Origin of the sequence: Enterococcus sp. DIV2402 (assembly GCF_017426705.2) — a bacterium.
Classification (GTDB): Bacteria; Bacillota; Bacilli; order Lactobacillales; family Enterococcaceae; genus Enterococcus_F; species Enterococcus_F lowellii.
The window spans coordinates 2720446-2740216 of record NZ_CP147251.1 but is presented as its reverse complement, the minus strand read 5'-3'; the positions used below and the strand labels follow the sequence as shown (position 1 = coordinate 2740216).

The 19771-nt window shown below is 35.3% G+C and carries 20 protein-coding genes; 9 read left to right on the top strand and 11 right to left on the bottom strand.

The genetic code is table 11. The features are described 5' to 3' along the window. Positions 1 to 42: 42 nt before the first annotated feature. Positions 43 to 813, bottom strand: a complete 771-nt coding sequence (locus DOK78_RS13325; protein ID WP_207941811.1) for a Cof-type HAD-IIB family hydrolase — start codon at positions 811 to 813, stop codon at positions 43 to 45. A gap of 145 nt (positions 814 to 958) precedes the next feature. On the opposite strand from DOK78_RS13325, the gene DOK78_RS13320 reads away from it, so the two are divergent. From DOK78_RS13320 to DOK78_RS13310, 3 genes are read left to right on the top strand one after another with little or no spacing between them, the layout of a single operon-like run. Then, on the top strand, positions 959 to 1294 hold the full coding sequence (locus tag DOK78_RS13320) for an SdpI family protein (protein ID WP_207941812.1): 336 nt from the start codon (positions 959 to 961) through the stop codon (positions 1292 to 1294). Further along, positions 1291 to 2007 carry a response regulator transcription factor gene (locus DOK78_RS13315; protein WP_207941813.1) on the top strand — a complete coding sequence of 239 codons (717 nt, stop codon included), beginning with the start codon at positions 1291 to 1293 and terminating at the stop codon, positions 2005 to 2007. The genes DOK78_RS13320 and DOK78_RS13315 overlap by 4 nt, the downstream gene beginning before the upstream one ends. Continuing rightward, positions 2007 to 3452: a sensor histidine kinase gene (locus DOK78_RS13310; RefSeq protein WP_207941814.1), complete on the top strand. Its 1446-nt coding sequence runs from the start codon at positions 2007 to 2009 to the stop codon at positions 3450 to 3452. Before DOK78_RS13315 ends, DOK78_RS13310 begins: the two co-directional genes overlap by 1 nt. 60 nt (positions 3453 to 3512) lie before the next feature. Here DOK78_RS13310 and DOK78_RS13305 read toward each other — a convergent pair whose 3' ends face one another. The 3 genes from DOK78_RS13305 to DOK78_RS13295 form a co-directional block, all read right to left on the bottom strand. Continuing rightward, positions 3513 to 3998 (bottom strand): hypothetical protein, encoded by a 486-nt coding sequence (locus DOK78_RS13305; RefSeq protein ID WP_207941815.1) that lies wholly within the window; start codon positions 3996 to 3998, stop codon positions 3513 to 3515. Beyond that, entirely contained in the window at positions 3977 to 4726 is a 750-nt protein-coding gene (locus DOK78_RS13300) for a hypothetical protein (protein WP_207941816.1), read from the bottom strand. The genes DOK78_RS13305 and DOK78_RS13300 overlap by 22 nt, the downstream gene beginning before the upstream one ends. Positions 4727 to 4841: 115 nt before the next feature. Beyond that, the gene (locus DOK78_RS13295) at positions 4842 to 6992 is read right to left on the bottom strand and encodes an LTA synthase family protein (RefSeq protein ID WP_207941817.1); all 2151 of its coding nucleotides are present in this window, start codon (positions 6990 to 6992) and stop codon (positions 4842 to 4844) included. Between the two features lie 213 nt (positions 6993 to 7205). Here DOK78_RS13295 and DOK78_RS13290 point away from each other — a divergent pair, with 213 nt between their 5' ends. The 3 genes from DOK78_RS13290 to ybaK are packed head-to-tail and all read left to right on the top strand — an operon-like array spanning position 7206 to position 9637. Further along, positions 7206 to 8372, top strand: coding sequence for a class I SAM-dependent rRNA methyltransferase (locus DOK78_RS13290; RefSeq protein WP_207941818.1), 1167 nt, complete (start codon positions 7206 to 7208; stop codon positions 8370 to 8372). 17 nt (positions 8373 to 8389) lie between these two features. Next, positions 8390 to 9142: a type I 3-dehydroquinate dehydratase gene (aroD, locus tag DOK78_RS13285; RefSeq protein WP_422389685.1), complete on the top strand. Its 753-nt coding sequence runs from the start codon at positions 8390 to 8392 to the stop codon at positions 9140 to 9142. A 12-nt stretch (positions 9143 to 9154) separates the two neighbouring features. Beyond that, positions 9155 to 9637 (top strand): Cys-tRNA(Pro) deacylase, encoded by a 483-nt coding sequence (gene ybaK / locus DOK78_RS13280; RefSeq protein WP_207941819.1) that lies wholly within the window; start codon positions 9155 to 9157, stop codon positions 9635 to 9637. A gap of 89 nt (positions 9638 to 9726) precedes the next feature. Here ybaK and DOK78_RS13275 read toward each other — a convergent pair whose 3' ends face one another. Continuing rightward, on the bottom strand, positions 9727 to 10989 hold the full coding sequence (locus DOK78_RS13275) for an NAD(P)/FAD-dependent oxidoreductase (RefSeq protein ID WP_207941820.1): 1263 nt from the start codon (positions 10987 to 10989) through the stop codon (positions 9727 to 9729). Between the two features lie 113 nt (positions 10990 to 11102). Between DOK78_RS13275 and gdhA the strand changes: the two genes are divergently transcribed. Then, complete coding sequence (gene gdhA, locus DOK78_RS13270) at positions 11103 to 12449, top strand: NADP-specific glutamate dehydrogenase (protein WP_207941821.1); 1347 nt, start codon at positions 11103 to 11105, stop codon at positions 12447 to 12449. A gap of 85 nt (positions 12450 to 12534) precedes the next feature. Further along, positions 12535 to 13881 (top strand): glucose-6-phosphate isomerase, encoded by a 1347-nt coding sequence (locus DOK78_RS13265; protein WP_207941822.1) that lies wholly within the window; start codon positions 12535 to 12537, stop codon positions 13879 to 13881. Between the two features lie 59 nt (positions 13882 to 13940). On the opposite strand, the gene DOK78_RS13260 is transcribed toward DOK78_RS13265, so the two are convergent. The 6 genes from DOK78_RS13260 to DOK78_RS13235 all read right to left on the bottom strand — a co-directional run bounded on the left by DOK78_RS13260 (position 13941) and on the right by DOK78_RS13235 (position 18867). After that, entirely contained in the window at positions 13941 to 14489 is a 549-nt protein-coding gene (locus tag DOK78_RS13260; RefSeq protein ID WP_243430629.1) for a histidine phosphatase family protein, read from the bottom strand. A 135-nt stretch (positions 14490 to 14624) separates the two neighbouring features. Further along, positions 14625 to 14774 carry a hypothetical protein gene (locus DOK78_RS13255; protein WP_207941823.1) on the bottom strand — a complete coding sequence of 50 codons (150 nt, stop codon included), beginning with the start codon at positions 14772 to 14774 and terminating at the stop codon, positions 14625 to 14627. A gap of 301 nt (positions 14775 to 15075) precedes the next feature. Then, positions 15076 to 16878 (bottom strand): glycerophosphoryl diester phosphodiesterase membrane domain-containing protein, encoded by a 1803-nt coding sequence (locus tag DOK78_RS13250; RefSeq protein ID WP_207941848.1) that lies wholly within the window; start codon positions 16876 to 16878, stop codon positions 15076 to 15078. A gap of 87 nt (positions 16879 to 16965) precedes the next feature. Then, positions 16966 to 17508, bottom strand: a complete 543-nt coding sequence (locus DOK78_RS13245) for a TVP38/TMEM64 family protein (protein ID WP_339076291.1) — start codon at positions 17506 to 17508, stop codon at positions 16966 to 16968. A 133-nt stretch (positions 17509 to 17641) separates the two neighbouring features. After that, positions 17642 to 18109 (bottom strand): threonine/serine exporter family protein, encoded by a 468-nt coding sequence (locus tag DOK78_RS13240; protein WP_207941825.1) that lies wholly within the window; start codon positions 18107 to 18109, stop codon positions 17642 to 17644. Continuing rightward, positions 18106 to 18867 (bottom strand): threonine/serine exporter family protein, encoded by a 762-nt coding sequence (locus DOK78_RS13235; RefSeq protein ID WP_207941826.1) that lies wholly within the window; start codon positions 18865 to 18867, stop codon positions 18106 to 18108. Before DOK78_RS13235 ends, DOK78_RS13240 begins: the two co-directional genes overlap by 4 nt. A 327-nt stretch (positions 18868 to 19194) precedes the next feature. On the opposite strand from DOK78_RS13235, the gene DOK78_RS13230 reads away from it, so the two are divergent. Continuing rightward, positions 19195 to 19770 carry a TetR/AcrR family transcriptional regulator gene (locus tag DOK78_RS13230; protein WP_207941827.1) on the top strand — a complete coding sequence of 192 codons (576 nt, stop codon included), beginning with the start codon at positions 19195 to 19197 and terminating at the stop codon, positions 19768 to 19770. Position 19771: the final 1 nt, after the last annotated feature.

Sequence of the window (19771 nt, the reverse complement as noted above, 5' to 3'; positions counted from 1 at the left end):
GCCACCTTAAGGATAATTAAGGTGACAGTTTTTTCTATTCTGTTAAATTAAATCAAAATGCTTCAAGGCGTGAATGATGCCACCCTCTGTATTTTTTTTCGTGACAAAGCTGGCGATTTCTTTCAAGCCATCGACAGCATTTCCCATGGCAATTTTATGGTCGCAAGCTTCTAAAAGGGCAAAATCATTGTTGCCATCACCAAAACCAAATGTTGGTACATGTTCTAAGTTCATTAACTGTTGCAATCTGTTCACAGCTTTTCCTTTTGACGTTCCTTTATTGACCGTATCAATTGAATAAGGACCATTTCGATAGAAAGTCAATTCTGGAAATAATTCATGATAATATTCATCGCCATCTTGTGAAAGGATCAATAACATGTTCACGTCTTTTTCTTTATAGCCTAATGGATCGATTGTAGGCATTTTACTGTGAATAAAGTTATACGCTTTGTGCATGTTATCGTTGTAATCAGTTGACCAATAACCAGTCGGATTATAAAACGACAAAGCATGTTGTTTTTGTTCAACAGCATGAAGCATTCGTTCAGAAATAGTCGGATCAATTGTTTCATTATAAACTTCTTCTCCATCAATTCGGATAAAAGCACCATTCATCACGATATTTGATGTAATACCGGCTGCTTCACGAATATGATGTGTTTCAGTTTCTGTCCGTCCAGTTGCGATGATGGGTAAGACATGGTTGTTTTTTAATTGTGTCATTGCTTCAGTAATTTCAGGGGTGATTTTGGAATGCTGGTCCAATAAAGTACCATCTAAATCAAAAAAAGCTAGTGCTTGATAGGTCATAAATTACTCTCCTTTAAATTGTATCTTCTTTATCTTAACAAAGAATGAAAAAAAGACAAATATTTATAGTAGAAAATATGAAGTTGTTGGTGTGAAACGAAATTTCGAGTATACTAGAACAAGAATGTAAACTAGGAGTGTCAAAATGATTTTTTTGTATTGTGGTGGTATTTTTCTAGTCATTGGGTTAGCCTTTTTATTATTGCCAGCTAAGATGGAGAATTTGGTTTATGGGTATCGTTCTTATTTATCAAAGCAGAGCCAAGCGCATTGGGCATATGCACAAATGGTAAGCGCCCGCTTCTTTTTATTCGTTGGTTTTATCATGGCAGCTATCGGCTTTTTTTTGAATTATACACATCGAACAAATTTTTTTATTGTCGAAATGTTAGCAATTCCTTGGTTTATTGCGCCGATGTTTGGCTGTATTGAAACAAAATTAAAAAAGTTTGATTTACAACATAGAGGTGAAGAAGAATGAATATATTAATGATTGAAGACAATGAATCCGTATCAGAAATGATGCAAATGTTTTTTCTAAATGAAGGCTGGGAAGCAACCTTTAAATATGACGGAAAGGAAGGGCTAGACACGTTTTTGGCAGAACCAGAACATTGGGATATGATTACCCTTGATTTGAACTTACCAAGCATGGACGGGATGACAGTTGCGCGTGAAATCCGTAAAATATCAAGTACAGTACCGATTATCATGTTGACTGCACGTGATTCTGAAAGCGATCAAGTAATTGGTTTGGAGATGGGAGCCGATGATTATGTAACAAAACCATTTAGCCCGCTAACACTGATTGCTCGGATGAAAGCTTTGCATCGCCGTAGTGAACTAGCTGAAAAAGTCATCGCTTCTGCGGATGACGATCAAACATTTGATGTAGAAACAGACCATTTTAAAATGAATACCAAAACACGTGAAGCCTATTTAGATAACCAACCGATTGATGGTTTAACGCCTAAAGAATTTGATTTATTGTACACCTTAGCGAAAAAACCACGCCAAGTGTTCTCGCGTGAACAATTGTTAGAACTTGTTTGGGACTACCAATATTTTGGTGATGAGCGTACAGTAGATGCGCACATTAAAAAATTGCGACAAAAAATTGAAAAAGTGGGTCCACAAGTGATTCAAACTGTATGGGGCGTTGGGTATAAATTTGATGATTCAGGTGTTGCCTAATGCGATATCTTTATCAACAATTACTAGCTTTTTGGTTTGTTATTGGCATTACGTTGATGACATTGGGGATTGCCTTTATTCAAATGACAAGACAAACCATAGAAACCAATAATTACAATCAACTATTGGGGTATGCAAACGCAGTTGTCAAAGTAATGCATGCAACCAGCGACACAATTCCATCTTATGATTTGGAATTGGACTTAATTCGGGCGTTGACTATTTCAGAAATGACGTTAAACCAACAAGATGTAACGTTTGTGTTTTTAAAATACGATGGCGATGTTTTGTATCCAGTAACCAACGATCGACAAATAGTATTTCCTGGTCAAGAGTATTGGGATAAATTACAAGAAGGTCAGACACCACAAGTAACCTTGCAACAAGATATTTTTGGGAAAAAAGGAACTACGTCTTATACAATGATTCCTGTAAATTTAAACGATGAATTTTATGGAGCGTTGATTGTGACACAACCGGCTCGAAATATCCAAGATACCGCCAATGAATTTACGTTGAATTTAATTAAAGGATTTGCGTTGTCGGGAATTGTAGCTTTAATCATTAGTTACTTTTATGCGATGTTCCAAGTACGGCGAATTAATCGAATGAAAGGTGCCACCAAAGAAGTCGCTAATGGGAATTTTGATATCATTTTACCAGTCCATAATCGCGATGAGTTTGATGAACTAGCAGAAGACTTTAATCAAATGACCTTCTCCTTGAAAGAATCACAAGAAGAGATTAAGCGCCAAGAAGAGCGCCGTCGACAATTTATGGCAGATGCTTCTCATGAAATGCGTACACCTTTGACAACTATTAATGGTCTATTAGAAGGTTTGGAGTACAATGCCATTCCAGAAAATCAAAAAGAAAATGCAATTCGCTTAATGAAAAACGAAACAGAGCGCTTGATTCGTTTAGTAAATGAAAATCTAGATTATGAAAAAATTCGAACCAATCAAATTTCGATTGTTGTAAAAAAATTCAATGCTACCGATGCCTTGAAAACCATTTTATCTCAATTAGAAAGTAAGGCCGAGCCTGCTAATGACCAACTTATTTTGGAAACTACACAAGAAATCGACATCTTTGCTGATTATGATCGTTTTGTGCAAATCATGGTAAATATTATTCAAAATGCTATTCAATTTACAAAAGATGGCGAAATTCGTGTAAAAATCGAAAAAGGTTACTTAGAAACCATTATTGAGATTTCAGATACAGGTATCGGTATGACAGAAGAACAGTTGAAAAATATTTGGGATAGATATTATAAAGTCGATCCCTCACGTAAGAATCGTAAATTTGGTGAGTCTGGTTTAGGCCTGCCGATTGTACAACAGTTAGTCCGTTTGCATAAAGGAAAAATTGATGTGAAAAGTGAATTAAATCAAGGGACAACTTTTAGAATTAGTTTCCCTGATACAGAGATTAAAGATTAATATAGCAACAATAAAAATCCCGAACACTTGCGCGTTTATGGCGCTTTGTTCGGGATTTTTTTAGAGAATTTTATCAATATAGGGTGTAGTGGTCAATTGTTTATCTGAACTAAATAAAAGAATTTTTAATTGTTGTGAGTGAGCGAGTTCTTGGCAAAATGGTAAGAACCATTGAATTTCTTGAATCGATAGCGATTCGCAACAATGCGTTAAAAAGAGGACTTTTTTCTGTTGCAATAGTTGACGTATCAGCTGTAATTTGAGTTTATCTAATGAAGAAAGCTCATCGATTGATTGTGTAAAGACATCAGGTGATAGTTCCATATACAATAAATAAAAACGCAATTTAAGTTTCATCCGACGTTTCACACCGAGTAACAAATTATCTTTTAAAGATAGGAATGGCAAAACCTGTAAATCATTGGTGATATTTCCAACCTCTTGGGGTTGAACAGCCGTAGTTTGGAACATATCTTGTTTACAGTCATCACGTGTAATTAAATAGAATCCTGACTTTAGTTGATTTAATGGGATGAGTTGTTCCAATGTCGATACCTCCAATAACTATAACTTGTGAGTGTTGTAAGACCAATTAGTGAAATTGTTAGAAACAAGGTACGGATTGTTTTCCAAAGAGTCGTAAAGAAAATACTTAACCATTCTTTGCTTGTTAGTTGTATAGACGCAATTAATGCATCATTGGTTGTTGGAAAACGAATAAATAACTGATTCACAGTATGGGTTTCACTTAAATGAACATTAGGTGATGTGCCGTTCACATGATTGATAAATTCTAAATGAATCATTAAAATAAATTTTCCAATAGCATGTTGATAAAATAGAAAGAGAAACGAGAAAACAATTGTTACTATAAGTAGTGGAATGAGACATTCACTTAAATTCAAGCTCACCCAATTCCAAAATGAACTTCCAGATTGGTACCATACAGTAAATTCTTGCACTTTTTTTCGTTGATAGAATAACAGTAGAAAGAAGAAAATAATACTAAATGCCACTAGCAACCATGAACGTAGTTGGTCATAATAAAGTAATAACCGTTGACTATTTGTGTGCAACTGCTGAAAAACAGCTTGTTTTTCTTCTTGATAACCGGATGCATCAATTAAATCCTGTGTCTGCTTGATTAAAACAGGTACAGATTCGCGGAGACTATCTATTAATAAAAACAAACAGCTACTCATGGTCAAGAAGACTATGTAAATGAAGGTGGCATGTTTATGATACTTCATGCTGGCTAGTGCGAACTTAAACACGATTTGCTTCCTCCTTTCTTATCTTTAAGTATATAAGAGGAATTTGAAAAAAATATGAATATCTTATATTAAAAAAAAGAATCCGTTACCTTATATATAGTAACGGATCCTTTTTTTATTTTGCTTCACTTTCAGAAGTCGAAGTCACTGTTTCTTCACTTGTTTCTGATGGGTGATAGTCTTTGTAAGATTTTGTATCGTATAAATCAACGGTTGATTGATTATTGTTTTGTGAGAAGACACTTGTCGATTGCTCTCCCAGTGTTGTTTCTTGTTCTAATAAGCGTTCCATAATGTTTTTGTAGCTATACTCAGATGGATCAATTGGTTCTAAGCCGCTACCTGTATGGAAACGAAGCAGATCACCATTGTTAATTTTATCTGAGATTTCTAATTGCTGATTCGCTTCTTTTTGTAATTCATCAATTTGGGCTTGGAGCTCTTCAGATGGTTCAGTGATTGGTAATTGGGTTTCATTGTCATACAACGTACCATTATAGAACGTGTATTTTGAAGTCATAAATGAACCATCACGGAACACAGCTAAGTCTTTATGATCGTTAGAGAACAAATCTTGTCCTAATTGAATGTAATTTTGAGTATCAATCCCTAATAAGTGTAATAACGTTGGTAGAGAATCGATTTGCGCACCATACGTATGATTGATGCCACCATTTTCTTGACCAGGAATATGAATCATAAATGGCACACGTTGCATTTGTGCATTGTCAAAATCATTCCAAGAGCTACTTGTTTTGCCAACTAATTCTGCAAGACTACGGTTACGACCATTTGATACGCCATAATGGTCACCATATAAAACAATCACTGAATTATCATATAAACCACTTGCTTTTAGGTAATTGAAGAATTCTTCAACAGCTTTATCTAAGTAGTTCGCTGTAGCAAAGTAGCCATTGACTGTTTCATCTGGCGTATCTGCCATTGGGAAACCAGCATCATCATTGGTAAACTCAGCATATGGATAGTGATTAGATACAGCAATAAATTTTGAATAAAACGGTTGTTGTAAATGTTCTAGATATTGCGCAGATTGTTCAAAGAATGGCTTATCATGCAAGCCATATTGGAATGAATTCTCTTCATTGACATCATAATAAGAAGCATCAAAGAAATAATCATAACCAAAACGTTTGTAAATTTCATTACGGTTCCAGAAGTTTCCTGAATTTCCGTGGAAGACGGCGGTTGTATAACCTTGCGTTTGTTTTAAAATATCTGGAGCCGCTTCAAAGGTATTTTTACCACCAAATTGCGTGAAGAAGGCACCTTGGTTTAGTCCGAATAAAGATGTTTCTAATAAAGTTTCAGCATCACTGGTTTTACCCGCTTTTACTTGATGGAAGAAATTATCAAAGCTATAGGTACTCTTGTCATGGTAAATGCTATTAACAAATGGCATTACTTCATGTTCCACACCATTTTCGTCTTTTAATTTATAATCAATTAAAAATTGTTGTGTACTTTCTAAGTGAATATAAATGACGTTTTTGCCTTTAGCAATTCCAAACATATCATCATTTGGTTGAGCGTAATGTCCTTTAACATAATCTTCAACTTCTTTCATGTCATTTGGACTAGCTTCGGCACGAACTTGAGTGGTTTTGTAAGTTTGAACCGCATCATAAGCAGTAAAAGCGTTGATGCCCAAGTACTTAACAAGGTAATCACGAGAAAATGTTCTAGTTAATAAGCCAGAGCGATCGGTTTCTGCTAAGAAAAGGTTACCTGAAAAAATCATGACTGCTAGTGTTGAGACAGCTAAAGCAACTCGAGCACGAATTGGACGTTTATCCATTTTAATTTTTTTCGTCATCAAAGCGCCACCTAATAAGATGAAGTCAATGAAATAAAAAATATCGGTTGGATGGAACAATTTCAATGCACTTTGTCCTAAACCTTCTGCAACTTTTCCGGCACCTAATATCGTATTAATAGTAATAAAGTCAGTAAATTCGCGATAGTAAGTGACATTTGAGAAAAGCAAGACGGTCATAACAAAATAAATAAGCATCATAGTAATATAAGATAGTTTCGTTCGTCTCACATATAGGGCAATCGACAATAGTAACAAGGTCGTTGCGATTGGATTAATAAACAAAATAAAATACTGCATTGGACTTTCGATTCCTAAATTGAATTCAGTCATGTATGCAGCGATATTTTTAATCCAAAACAAAACAGCTAGTAAGCTGAAGAAGCCCATACGAGTGTTTAAGAAATTTGGTATTTTTAAATTTTTCAAAGGAGTACTCCCCACTTTCTTGAAATCTTTCGTGAAAAACAGGTTCACTTATTTTCAATCATCTCTATTATTCTACTAAGGAGTAGAAAGTGTGTCAATGAAATAAGAAGAACCTTTGTGAAATTAAATTTTTCTTTAAAATCAGAGGTGGCAGACAAAGAAAAATGTTTTTGTTATACTACATACAATGAGTACAAAGCAGGTGGAGGAAATATGAACATTAAAGTGACGCAACAAGCAGCCAAAAAAATCAAAAAAGGCTATCCTTTAATTCAAGAAGAAGATTTAGTACAAAAAATTGAGACAAACGAATGGGTAACTTTTACTGATTCGAAAGGAACATATCTAGCACAAGGCTATTTAGGAAGACAAAATAAAGGGATTGGTTGGCTCTTAACAAGAGAGAATTGTCCTATTAATCATGATTTTTTTGTACAACGATTTGCAACTGCTAAAGCAAAGCGCCAAGCTTATTATGCAGATGCGCAAACAACTGCTTTTCGTGTAATTAATGGTGAAGGCGATGAATTGGGCGGTCTAATTATTGATCTATATAATGAATATGCCGTTTTTTCTTGGTACAATGAAACGTTTTATCATCAAAAGGCAACTATAGTAGAAGCTTTCCAAGAAGTGTTTCCAGAAATTAAAGGTGCGTATGAGAAAATTCGTTTTGAATCCACCTTGCCAGAAAGTCAATTTGTGTACGGCGAACAGGCACCAGAACCGTTAGTGATAAAAGAAAATGGCATTCAATATGCTACGTATCTAAATGAAGGTTTAATGACTGGGATTTTTCTCGATCAACGTGAGGTAAGAGGATTGTTAGCAGAGGGCTTTGCTTCAGGCAAAACCGTTTTAAATATGTTTAGTTATACAGGTGCTTTTTCAGTTGCAGCAGCAATGGGGGGGGCCATTCAAACAACAAGCGTCGATTTAGCGAAAAGAAGTTTACCTAAGACTAAAGAGCAATTTGCTGTGAATGGATTAGCAGAAGACCAACAAAAAATCCATGTAATGGATACTTTTGAATATTTTAAGTATGCTAAGAAAAAAGAATTAAGCTTTGATTTAATTGTTTTAGATCCACCAAGTTTTGCACGTAATAAAAAGAAAGTTTTCCGTGTGGCAAAAAATTATGGTGAATTAATTGAAGATAGCGTGGATATTTTAACTAAAGACGGTGTGATTATTGCTTCAACTAATGCTGCCAATGTGTCACCACAACGTTTCCAACAAATGATTGAAGATGCTTTTGTGAAAAAAGGAGTGGACTTTGAAAAAATCGCTACGTATCATTTGCCTAGTGATTTCGCTGTTTACCCACATTTTCCAGAAGGAGATTACCTAAAAGTTTATTTCTATCAAGTGAAAAAATAAAAAATGGGGTGTTTTTTTTGTTGCAAGTACGAAAAATGACAATCGGATCAGGACGACCAAAAATTTGTGTACCGCTAGTTGGCTCAACAAAAAAGGAAATAATCGAACAATGTATGCGAGCGAATGAATCAGCTGCGGAAATTATTGAATGGCGTGTCGATTATTTTGATGATGTTGCTGACTTAGAAAAAGTATATGATGTTGTAGCAGTTCTTCGTGAAATGACGGATAAGCTTTTGTTGTTTACCTTTAGAACCAAAGAAGAAGGGGGCGAACAATCCATTTCTTTAACTGCCTATCAAAACTTATACACGAATATTGCGTATTTAGGTTTGGTTGATTTAATGGATGTGGAATTGAGTGTAGCGCAATTTTTAGGACGTGATTTCATTAACGATTTAAAAAATGCTGCTGTAAAAATAATTATGAGTTCTCATGACTTTGAAAAAACACCTGCCGATGGTGAATTAGTTTATCGCGTGAATGTGATGAACCAATTTGGTGCAGATATTGGAAAACTTGCTGTAATGCCCCATAATTTACAAGATGTTTTGCGAGTAATGGGCATTCCGCAAAAAGTTCGTGTCTTTAATCAATTACCGCTAGCAGTAATGGCGATGGGAGATTTGGGCAAAGTTACTCGGGTAAGCGGTGAGATTATTGATTCAGTGTTTACATTTGGTTCATTGGATCAAGCGTCTGCTCCTGGGCAAATTCCTGTCGAGCAATTAGCCCAAATTCTTGATGCACTGCATGTAACCGAACAATAGGAAGTGGCAAATGTGGCAAAGAAAAAAAGTGTTAAAACCAATGCTATTCGCTTGATTGAACAACAAAAAATCCCTTATGTGGAACATCAATATGAATGGTCTGAAGATCACTTGAGTGCGACTGACGTGTCGGAGCAATTAGGTGTGCAAGAAAATATTTATAAAACGTTAGTAGCAGTCGGGAACAAAACAGGCCCATTAGTAGCTGTAATTCCTGGAAATCGCGAACTGGACTTGAAGAAAATTGCCAAAACAAGTAATAATAAAAAAGTCGAAATGCTCCATTTACGTGATTTAGAAGCGACGACGGGTTATATTCGTGGAGGTTGTTCACCTGTAGGAATGAAAAAATTATTTCCCACATACATCGATCAATCTGCTACATCATTGGCTACAATGATCGTTTCAGCTGGGCGCCGTGGATTACAGATGGAATTAGCTCCGCAAGATTTAGTCAAGATTACTCGAGGGCAATTGGTAGATATTACCGAATAAAAAATATCCGAACGCATGAGAAGCGCTTGTTCTTACAAATTTGCGCTGACAATCTCTATCGCTCGGATATTTTATTGTTCACTTATGGCTTAGTAATGAAAATAAGAAGCAACCTCTGCTGCATGTTTGCCAGCAGAATGTCCTGTACAAAAAGCAGCAGTAATGTTAAAACCACCCGTATATCCATTGATATCAATCAATTCACCACCAAAGAATAAGCCAGGCATCATTTTACTTTCCATAGTTTTTGGATTGATTTCTTTTAAATGAATGCCGCCACCAGTGACAAATGATTTTTCTAATGGAAAAGTTTTGACAATTTGAATAGGAAAATTTTTCCATAAATCAACAATTGCTGCTAATTGATCGTCAGTTAATTGATTGGCAGGTAAATCTGCTATGTCTAATTTTTCTAAATAGAAATGCAGCAGACGCTCAGGTAAAAATGTTTGTAAGGCATTTTTCAGAACTTTTTTCGTATCAGTGAGTATTGCTTGTATCTGTTTCGTTAATTCTTCTTCTGATAGGTCTGGGAAGCAATCTAAGGCAACAACGACATGTTCTTGGGTTTCTAATAGTTGATTAACAAACGACGAACAGCGCAATGCTGCAGGCCCTGAGACGCCAAAGTGCGTAAACAATAAATCCATTTTATGACTCGTGACCGTTTTTCCTTCTTTATTTAAAACAGATAAACAAATATCACGTAAAGAAATCCCTTGTAAGGTTTTCTCACAAATGAAAGATTCCTCAGAAATAAGTGGTGATTCTGTAGGATAGAGTGGTGCAATTGTATGACCAACTTTTTTGGCTAATTTGTAGCCATCACCAGTTGAACCAGTAGAAGGATACGTGCGTCCGCCAGTTGTTAAAACCACACATGGAGCATAAAATGTTTCAAATTCTGTCTCCACACCTGTGATTTCTGTTTCGTGTAAAAGTTTCTTAACCACTGTATTGGTAGCAATTGTAACGCCTAATTCTTTTACACGATTAACTAATGTATCGACAATTGTTTTGGATTTATTGCTCACAGGAAACATTCGTCCATGATCTTCTTCTTTTAATGATACACCTTGAGATTCAAAAAAATTCATAATATCTTGATTATTGAATTGTGCAAACGTACTATATAAAAATTTTCCGTTTCCTGGGATGTGATGAATTAAATCATCGACCATGCGATTATTTGTGACATTGCAACGTCCACCTCCAGTCATCAATAATTTCTTTCCAAAGCGCTTGTTTTTTTCAATCAATAGTACCTTTGAATTGCTTTCTGCAGCTGCAATTGCAGCCATTAACCCACTTGTTCCGCCTCCGACAACGATTACGTCATAGGATGATTCCATATATATCACTCCAATGTAAATAGTCTGAAAATTTCAACTTTTTGTTAAAAAATGCGTGCAAAATCAATTTTTTTCTGCTAGAATTCATACTACCAAAACAAGGGGGTATTTTCATGACAAAAGCATCAGAATATGTAAAAAGCATTCAAGAAGAAATTCACGCAAAGGATGCAAATCAACCAGAATTTTTACAAGCAGTAGATGAGTTCTTAGCAACAGTTGTTCCATTCTTAGAGAAACATCCAGAGTATGAAGATAGCAACTTGTTAGCTCTTATTACAGAACCAGAGCGTTTCATTCAATTCCGTGTGCCGTGGCAAGATGATAAAGGAAACTGGCAAGTAAACCGTGGTTACCGCATTCAGTTCAACTCAGCATTAGGTCCATATAAAGGCGGCTTACGTTTCCACCCAAGTGTTAACTTAAGTATTTTGAAATTTTTAGCATTTGAACAAATTTTCAAAAATAGCTTAACTGGTCTACCAATTGGTGGTGGTAAAGGTGGAAGTGACTTTAATCCTAAAGGCAAATCTGATGCAGAAATTATGCGTTTCTGCCAAAGCTTCATGACGGAATTATCTAAATATATTGGCCCAAGCTTAGACGTACCAGCTGGTGATATTGGTGTTGGTGGACGTGAAATTAGTTACCTGTATGGTACTTACAAACGCTTGAAACAATACGATGCAGGCGTATTAACTGGTAAACCATTAGACTTCTGGGGTAGTAAAATTCGTACAGAAGCAACTGGTTACGGTGCAGTTTATTTTGTAAAACATCTTTTAGCTGACTTAAATGAAAACTTTGAAGGCAAAACAGCGGTTATCTCTGGTAGCGGAAACGTTGCGATTTACGCCATTGAAAAATTACAAGCTTTAGGCGCAAATGCGGTTACTTGTTCAGATTCAAATGGTTTCATCTACGATAAAGATGGTATTGATTTAGCTTTATTAAAAGATATCAAAGAAGTAAAACGTGAACGTTTAACAGCTTATGCTGAACAACGCCCATCTGCAGAATACCATGAAGGTTCTGTATGGGACTTTGACGTTGATGCTGAACTTGCTTTCCCATGTGCAACACAAAATGAAATCAACATTGACCAAGCAAAACGCTTAGTTAAAAATGGTGTTCGTGTAGTTGCAGAAGGTGCAAACATGCCAAGTACCCTTGAATCAGCAGAATACTTCATCGAAAATAATGTTTACTACTGCCCAGGTAAAGCTGCAAATGCTGGTGGAGTTGCTGTTTCTGCATTAGAAATGAGCCAAAACTCTCAACGTTTACAATGGGAAGCAGAAGAAGTAGATGCTCGTTTAGACGGCATCATGAAAAATATCTATGAAGCATGTCGTGATACTGCAAATGAATTTGATGCAGAAAATAACTTCATGTTAGGCGCAAACATTGCAGGTTTTTCAAGAGTTGCGAAAGCAATGTACGCACAAGGTCTAGTTTAGACAGAATTTACTTGAAAAAAAACATTAAAAAAAGTAAAGTAGTAGTTGTAATGACTACTACTTTATTTTTTAGGAGGATTCAAAAATGGGACACATTTCATTTGACCATTCTAAGTTAACGCCATTTGTTCGCGAACATGAGCTAGACTACATGCAAACTCAAGTAACTGCAGCAGATAAAGCGCTACGTGAAGGAACTGGTCCAGGAAACGATTTTACTGGTTGGATCGATTTACCAAAAGACTACGATAAAGAAGAATTTGCGCGCATTAAAAAAGCAGCAGAAAAAATTCAATCTGACTCTGACGTTTTAGTTGTAATCGGTATCGGAGGCTCTTATTTAGGTGCTCGTGCAGCAATCGAATTTTTACAACATTCATTCTACAATGTTTTACCAAAAGAAGAACGCAAAACACCGCAAGTCTTCTTCGCTGGAAACTCAATTTCTTCTACGTATTTAGCAGATTTAATTGAAGTAATCGGTGATCGTGACTTCTCAGTGAACGTTATTTCTAAATCAGGAACAACAACTGAGCCAGCAATTGCTTTCCGTGTCTTCAAAGAATTATTAATCAAAAAATATGGAAAAGAAGAAGCCAACAAACGTATTTATGCAACAACTGACCGTGCGAAAGGCGCTGTTAAAGTGGAAGCAGATACAGAAGACTGGGAAACATTTGTTATTCCAGATGATGTTGGTGGACGTTTCACTGTTTTAACACCAGTTGGTTTATTACCAATCGCAGTAAGTGGGGCAGACATTGATGCTTTAATGCAAGGTGCAGCAGATGCTCGTGAAGCTTATTTAACGCCTGATTTGAACGAAAATGAAGCGTATCAATATGCTGCTTTACGTAATATTTTATACCGCAAAGGCAAAGCAATTGAAATCTTAGTTAACTATGAACCAGGCATGCAATACTTCTCTGAATGGTGGAAACAATTGTACGGCGAATCAGAAGGAAAAGACCAAAAAGGCATTTATCCTTCAAGCGCAAACTTCTCAACTGACTTACACTCTGTTGGTCAAACGATTCAAGACGGTACACGTAACGTTTTTGAAACAGTGGTTAAAGTTGAAAAAGCCCGTAAAGTCATTGATATTCCCGTTCAAGATTCAGACTTAGATGGTTTAGGCTATTTAGAAGGCAAAGATGTTGACTTTGTAAACACGAAAGCTTTCGAAGGGACGCTATTAGCGCATACTGATGGAAACGTACCAAACCTATTAGTAAAAATCCCAACAATGGATGCTTACACATTAGGACATTTAGTCTACTTCTTTGAAATTGCAGTAGGAATCTCAGGTTACTTAAATGGTGTGAATCCATTTGACCAACCAGGTGTAGAAGATTACAAACGTAACATGTTCGCCCTTTTAGGCAAACCAGGCTTCGAAGAATTAGCGAAAGAATTAAACGAACGTCTATAAAAGACTTAATCAACCGCTTATAAAATTTAGCACATGCTGAAGCTTTATAAGCGGTTTTTTTAAGTTAATTTAATAAACGCTTCAAGTGAATTCATTTGATATTCTGCTAAGAAAATATCAGGCATTAGCATTTGTTCAAAATCTTGATAGGTGAAGTTTCCTTGAGTAAGATGATGAAACAAGACAGAAAATGCTGTTCCATGTCCGCAAATAATGATTGTCTCTGCTGAATGATTTAAAATGTGTTGATAACTAGGTAAGATACGTTGTTTCACTTGATTTAAAGATTCACCCTTTGGTAATCGATAGTCAAAATCTTGCCATTGTTTTCTAGCAAAAGTCGGAAAATCACTAACCCAAGTTCCAACTTTTCGTTCTCTTAAATTCGAATCCGTTACGATTTCTAAATCAAAAAAATCAGCTAGTGGTTGGACCGTTTGCAGCGTGCGTACATAAGGGCTAGCAAAAATTCGTTCAATTGACTTATCTTGAAAAAAATCAATAAGTTGATGAGCTTTTCTTTTTCCTAGAGAGGTTAGCGGGGCGTCTTGGTCGTTTTTATTCGTAATATCGCGAATTGAATGACGAACAAAATAAATTTGTTTCATGAGAGTTCTCCTTAAGTAAGTAGTCTATTGATTATATCTTATTTGAGAGCAACAAAAAACCGTCTTTAGTTTGAACGAACTAAAGACGGTGCTAATACGGACTAGGTGAAGTCATGAATTGGGATCCTTTCTATATTAAGCCATAGTTTTTAAGTTTTTAATTGCTTCTTCGATCGTTACACCGTAAGCGATACGTGTTTCATCTTTGCTATCAATTGCCATAAACATGTTTGTTTGTGTATCAAAGGCAATGCGATATTCTAAGTTTGCTTTTGTGAATGTCATATAAATTCCTCCTTTGTACTAATCATTCAGCCGCGACTCTAATGTAGCACGAATAAGACGAATTTTCAAAGATAAACCTCAAACTTATTAAAGCATCTTAAGAAATTAATTGTTTTCTTTTAAACCAATGAGTAGCCCAAGGGTTAGCGTGAAGAAAATCACTGTTTGGATAAAAATCATGAGTCATTCCTCCTTTAGTTTCTAATACGAGTATAGAGTCTAAAGGAGGAAGAAACACGAACACCATAGTAACAAAGAGATAACAAAATTGTCATGCTCTTGATTACTGTGGTGGATAAAATTAACCGACACCTAATACAAAGTTTACTAGCTTATCAGAATAAGTCATCGTGTCATCGGGTTGTCTGATTGTTTTATTTAAAATTCCCATCTGATCTGTAATAATTCCATCTACACCATAAAAAAGCATCCGATTCATTGTATCCTCATCGTTGGGTGTCCACACATAGACTTGTTTGCTATCTGCATGTGCAGCATTGATAAAATTACGGTTCAAAGTTGTATATTCCATTGTTAGAAAATCTGCTTGTGAAATAGGAGGGCCCACTAAACTAAACGGTAAAATATAGCCAGCTGTTAATTCAGGCGCTGTTTGTTTAATCTCTTCGATAACTTGGAAAGAGAGGCTTTGAATAATATGTCCTTTTTCAATCAGTCGTTCCTCATATCGATCTAAGAAGGTTTGTACTAAATCAGAGACATCCTTTTTTTGAGTTTTAATTTCAACCATTAATGGCTGTTCTAATTTATCCGCTGCATCAAGATACTCATCAAACGTACTGATTTTGGCTGTTTCTCCATTTTCTTTAACAGTTAATGCTAAAGCTTCTTTTAACGTTGATTCTTCTGGTTTTTGTCGAAAGCCAGTTAATGATTTAAAATTAAAATCATGATAGACAATAAATTCATTGTCTTTAGTTAATTGAACGTCCATTTCAATATAATTAGGATGAAACTTTTGACTAGTTGTTTCTAGAGCAGCAAGCGAATTTTGAACCCCATTATTATTACTAACCCCACGATGCGATACTGTTGTCGGAGTTTTTAGGGTAAAATTGGTTAAATAATTATGATTATATAAACTTACGCCAACACCAAAAAAGATAGCTAAGACCAAAAGACTAGTTTGTATCAGTCCAGAAAAACGAGCAGGAGTGGTTTCTTTTAATTCAAACCATGTAGGAATTTCCGGTAAAAATCCTTCATCATCCATAAAATCAATTGTGACATAAAAAACAGCAACAGTGGATAAGACGATGTTGACTAATAAGACCGCTTGTAGCAAGGTCATTGCAAAGACAGCACTGATTAATGAATAGTCTGGAAAAAAAGACTCGACAAGTACTTGAGATGAAATCACTAGGAAAAATCCTAAAGATGCAAGTAATAACGTACTACCTGTAATAATGACAAACTGAGCAATAATTGCAAAAAAGCGTTTTTTTGTTAAACGCCAACTTTCTTTGACCGCTAATTTAAATGGACGATCACGTAAAATCATTTCCGGTAAGGCAAAAATGACGCGAATACCGAGATAAATCATCGCCAGATAAAACAAAATAAAAGAAGAAACAATAGCAAGTCGATTTGCAAAAATAAAATCAACAATAAATGCCGGGATTTTCACCTTGGATAATAAATCGGAATGAAAAGAGAACCCACCGATTGGTAAAATTAAAAAGAAATAAAAAAAGAAAAATAAAATCGTCTCAATTCGTACTTTTTTTAATTGTAAAAAGGTGACTCTTAATAACTCGATTAAACGAATGGGTTGTTGCTTTTTGATGAAATAAACGCTTAATAACAAAAAAGTAAATTCAAAAAAAATAGCAAGGACAATCCCAATTAAAACAATGAGCAAGGAAAGCGAAACGCCTGGGTGATTTATAATAATTTCACCAATATTATCAAATGAAATGTAATTGATTTGCCCTTGCCGTAAAATAAATTTTGTTGAACTGCTTAGCAATGGTATTAATAAAAAAAGCATAAAACCATGCATGAGTAATACGTTTTTAAAATAAGAACGTGTCCCTAATAAGAAGTCTCGTGTGTTGATGAGACTATGTTTTAAATAATTCACTGTAATCACCTTTTTCTCCCCATGATTCTCTCATCATACTACAAAAAAACAAGCTATCCAAGATTTTTGGATAGCTTGTATCTACTTTTAGAATAATTGTGTAAGGAACGATCCACCATAGACTAAGCCCATGCTGTAGAGCAAAATAGAAGCTGGTTTAGCTAATAAAATAATCCAAATATATTTCTTTAAAGAGATGTTCGTTAAGCCAGCCATCAAACATAAAGCATCATCTGGTGCGATAGGTAAGAAAATTGCTAGCGCGAATAATTTATCAAAACGGCTTTGATTTTCTAGCCAGCCTGAATACTTATCATATGTTTTTTCACTAACCATTCTTAAAACTAATGGTTTACCATATTGACGACTTAATAAGAAAATAATTATTGAGCCGATACAAATACCGATATAGTTATAAATGAATCCTTCGACAGGGCCAAACAGCAAGACACCTGCTGCTAAGGAAATTCCTCCAGGGATAATCGGGATAATCACTTGTAGAATTTGAATTAAGACAAATAAAATAGGTCCAGTTAGTGTCGAATGTCCGACGAGACTTTGTAAGGCGTTCATATCTCTAAAGACACCTAGTTGAAAGAAATAAACAGTTAGAATAATTGAGACTGCCATCCCACTAAATGAAATTAAATTTAGAATTTTTTGGTTTTTGCTACGCTCATTAATAGACACTTCCTTTGCCGTATTTATCTTGATTATAATCGGAAACTATCAAAAAAGCATACATCTAAAGACCGAATTTCAATTAATTTATCTTTTTATTAAACTTTCTATGAAGTGTGCTCTTTTTCCACTTTATTATAATCCGTTCGACTAAGCTTGTCATCATGAAAGCGCCAGCAATGCTGCCAGCAGTGATTGTAACGGTCATGATATTTTCAAAGGCTAAACTGTTGTTTCCTAAAACTAATTCGCGAACCGCTTTATATGCAGGACCTCCTGGAACAAGTGGTACTAGACTGGGAATATTAAAAATAATCATGGGGATTTGTTTTTTTCGAGAAAAGAAAATACTAAAACACCCAATTACAAAAGCGGCAAAGAAATTAGCCACCCCTAGTCCACCACCATTCGTATGAATGCCAATATAAATTAACCAACCAATACATCCCGTAATCCCACTTGCTAGCAGTGCACGGCGAGGAATATTGGTTAAAACACCGAAAGCGATGGTGCTAAAAAAGCCAGCGATAATATGCACAAAAAGCATCATAAAATATTCCCTCCAAATAACATGAACGCAGTCGCAATACCTACGCCAATTGATGCTGCGATAATGATGGCTTCTGTTCCTCGAGCTAAACCGCTAATTAAGTGACCCGCTAAAATATCTCGAAATGAGGTCGTGATAGCTACTCCAGGGACTAAAGGCATAACAGCACCAATAATAATATTATCGACATTATTTGCCCAGTGAAGTTTCACTGATAAAAGAGCGAGCACACCGATAATAAAAGAAGCTAAAAAATTGTCGAAGAATTGTAACTTTAAGATTTTATTGGCATAGTAATTGACTGTAAAACCAATCATACCAATGATAGCTGTCGCGACAAAATCATAAGATGAACCCCCGAAAGCATACATTAATAAACAACTCATCACACCTGCACAAACAATCTGTAACCAAAGAGGAAACACGGGTGTATCATAGTCGATTTTTTTTAAGGAGTTATGCAAAATTAATAAATCTATTTTATGCTCAGCGAATTCACGCGATAATTGATTGACTGCAACAACTTTTTCTAGATTAATCGATCGAGTACCGACATTTTCAACTTGTGTGTAATGACTATTACGTAATCCCATGAAAATACCTGTGGCTGTTACATAACTTACACTATTGGGTTCGTTAGCATTGGTTGCAATGCGCTTCATGGTATCTTCTACACGATAAACTTCAGATCCACTTTCCATCATAATTTTTCCAGCTAACAAACAGGTTTCTACTACTAACTCTTTTGATGCAGTCATTTCTAAGCTCCTTTAAACGTATTTATTTGATAGAATTTTTTTTGTAAGAATGATTTTATTCTATCTGTTTGCTTAGAAACCTACAAGAATTCTTTATTATGTTTTAATAACATAACGACTGAATCCAAACATTCTCTTTCATTCTTTTTCCGAAAATTTACAACAAAACACTCGTTAAAATGAAAGAGAATTGCGACTAATCCTTGAAAAAATCATTTTTTTAATGAAAAAATCAAATTTTATTTTTTTTAATAAAAACCCTTTAAAAAATATAGAATGTCGGTTAAAATAACATTAACAGATTAAATTTTGATGAGGAGGGTTCTTATGCGACATAAAGTATATACACGTGAACACATCTTGAAAGCCGCTTATGAAGTAATTGCAAAAGATGGTTTTACGAATTTTACTGCTCGAAACGTAGCGAAAAAAATGGGGGTGTCCACGCAACCCATCTATCTCGAATTTGAAAATATGCAGGATTTAAAAAATACACTTGTAGAAACAGTTTATGAAGATTTAAAGAAAAAAGTTTTTTCTGTTGAGCATACGGGTGATAAATTAATGGATTTAGCGATTAACTATATTGATTTATCACAAAAAAATCCGAAGCTGTTTATTGCGTTATTCATTGATAACTATGGCGGTGGTAAGTTGATGTATAAGCAGTCTTATGATCATTTCTGTCAAACAATTCATGAGCACCCAGAATACGCCGATTTATCTGAAGAACATCTAAAAGCTTTGCATACGGGAATTTGGATTTCTGTAACAGGAGTGGCCGCTTTGATGTCTTCTGGCGTGATCGAACCAACACGGCAACAGATTATTACCGTTGTTCAACAAACGATCGATTCAATTTTAGCAATTGAAGCAAAGAAAAATGAAGAAACTAAGGAATAAG

What these genes read in the sequence shown, in the direction of transcription:
- DOK78_RS13325 (WP_207941811.1), bottom strand. Translation starts at nt 813, where the DNA reads ATGACCTATCAAGCACTAGCTTTTTTTGATTTAGATGGTACTTTATTG.
- DOK78_RS13275 (WP_207941820.1), bottom strand. Translation starts at nt 10,989, where the DNA reads ATGGAATCATCCTATGACGTAATCGTTGTCGGAGGCGGAACAAGTGGG.
- DOK78_RS13320 (WP_207941812.1), top strand. Translation starts at nt 959, where the DNA reads ATGATTTTTTTGTATTGTGGTGGTATTTTTCTAGTCATTGGGTTAGCC.
- DOK78_RS13235 (WP_207941826.1), bottom strand. Translation starts at nt 18,867, where the DNA reads ATGACTGCATCAAAAGAGTTAGTAGTAGAAACCTGTTTGTTAGCTGGA.
- DOK78_RS13290 (WP_207941818.1), top strand. Translation starts at nt 7,206, where the DNA reads ATGAACATTAAAGTGACGCAACAAGCAGCCAAAAAAATCAAAAAAGGC.
- DOK78_RS13255 (WP_207941823.1), bottom strand. Translation starts at nt 14,774, where the DNA reads ATGACATTCACAAAAGCAAACTTAGAATATCGCATTGCCTTTGATACA.
- gdhA (WP_207941821.1), top strand. Translation starts at nt 11,103, where the DNA reads ATGACAAAAGCATCAGAATATGTAAAAAGCATTCAAGAAGAAATTCAC.
- DOK78_RS13310 (WP_207941814.1), top strand. Translation starts at nt 2,007, where the DNA reads ATGCGATATCTTTATCAACAATTACTAGCTTTTTGGTTTGTTATTGGC.
- DOK78_RS13265 (WP_207941822.1), top strand. Translation starts at nt 12,535, where the DNA reads ATGGGACACATTTCATTTGACCATTCTAAGTTAACGCCATTTGTTCGC.
- DOK78_RS13230 (WP_207941827.1), top strand. Translation starts at nt 19,195, where the DNA reads ATGCGACATAAAGTATATACACGTGAACACATCTTGAAAGCCGCTTAT.
- DOK78_RS13315 (WP_207941813.1), top strand. Translation starts at nt 1,291, where the DNA reads ATGAATATATTAATGATTGAAGACAATGAATCCGTATCAGAAATGATG.
- DOK78_RS13260 (WP_243430629.1), bottom strand. Translation starts at nt 14,489, where the DNA reads ATGAAACAAATTTATTTTGTTCGTCATTCAATTCGCGATATTACGAAT.
- DOK78_RS13240 (WP_207941825.1), bottom strand. Translation starts at nt 18,109, where the DNA reads ATGATGCTTTTTGTGCATATTATCGCTGGCTTTTTTAGCACCATCGCT.
- DOK78_RS13245 (WP_339076291.1), bottom strand. Translation starts at nt 17,508, where the DNA reads ATGGCAGTCTCAATTATTCTAACTGTTTATTTCTTTCAACTAGGTGTC.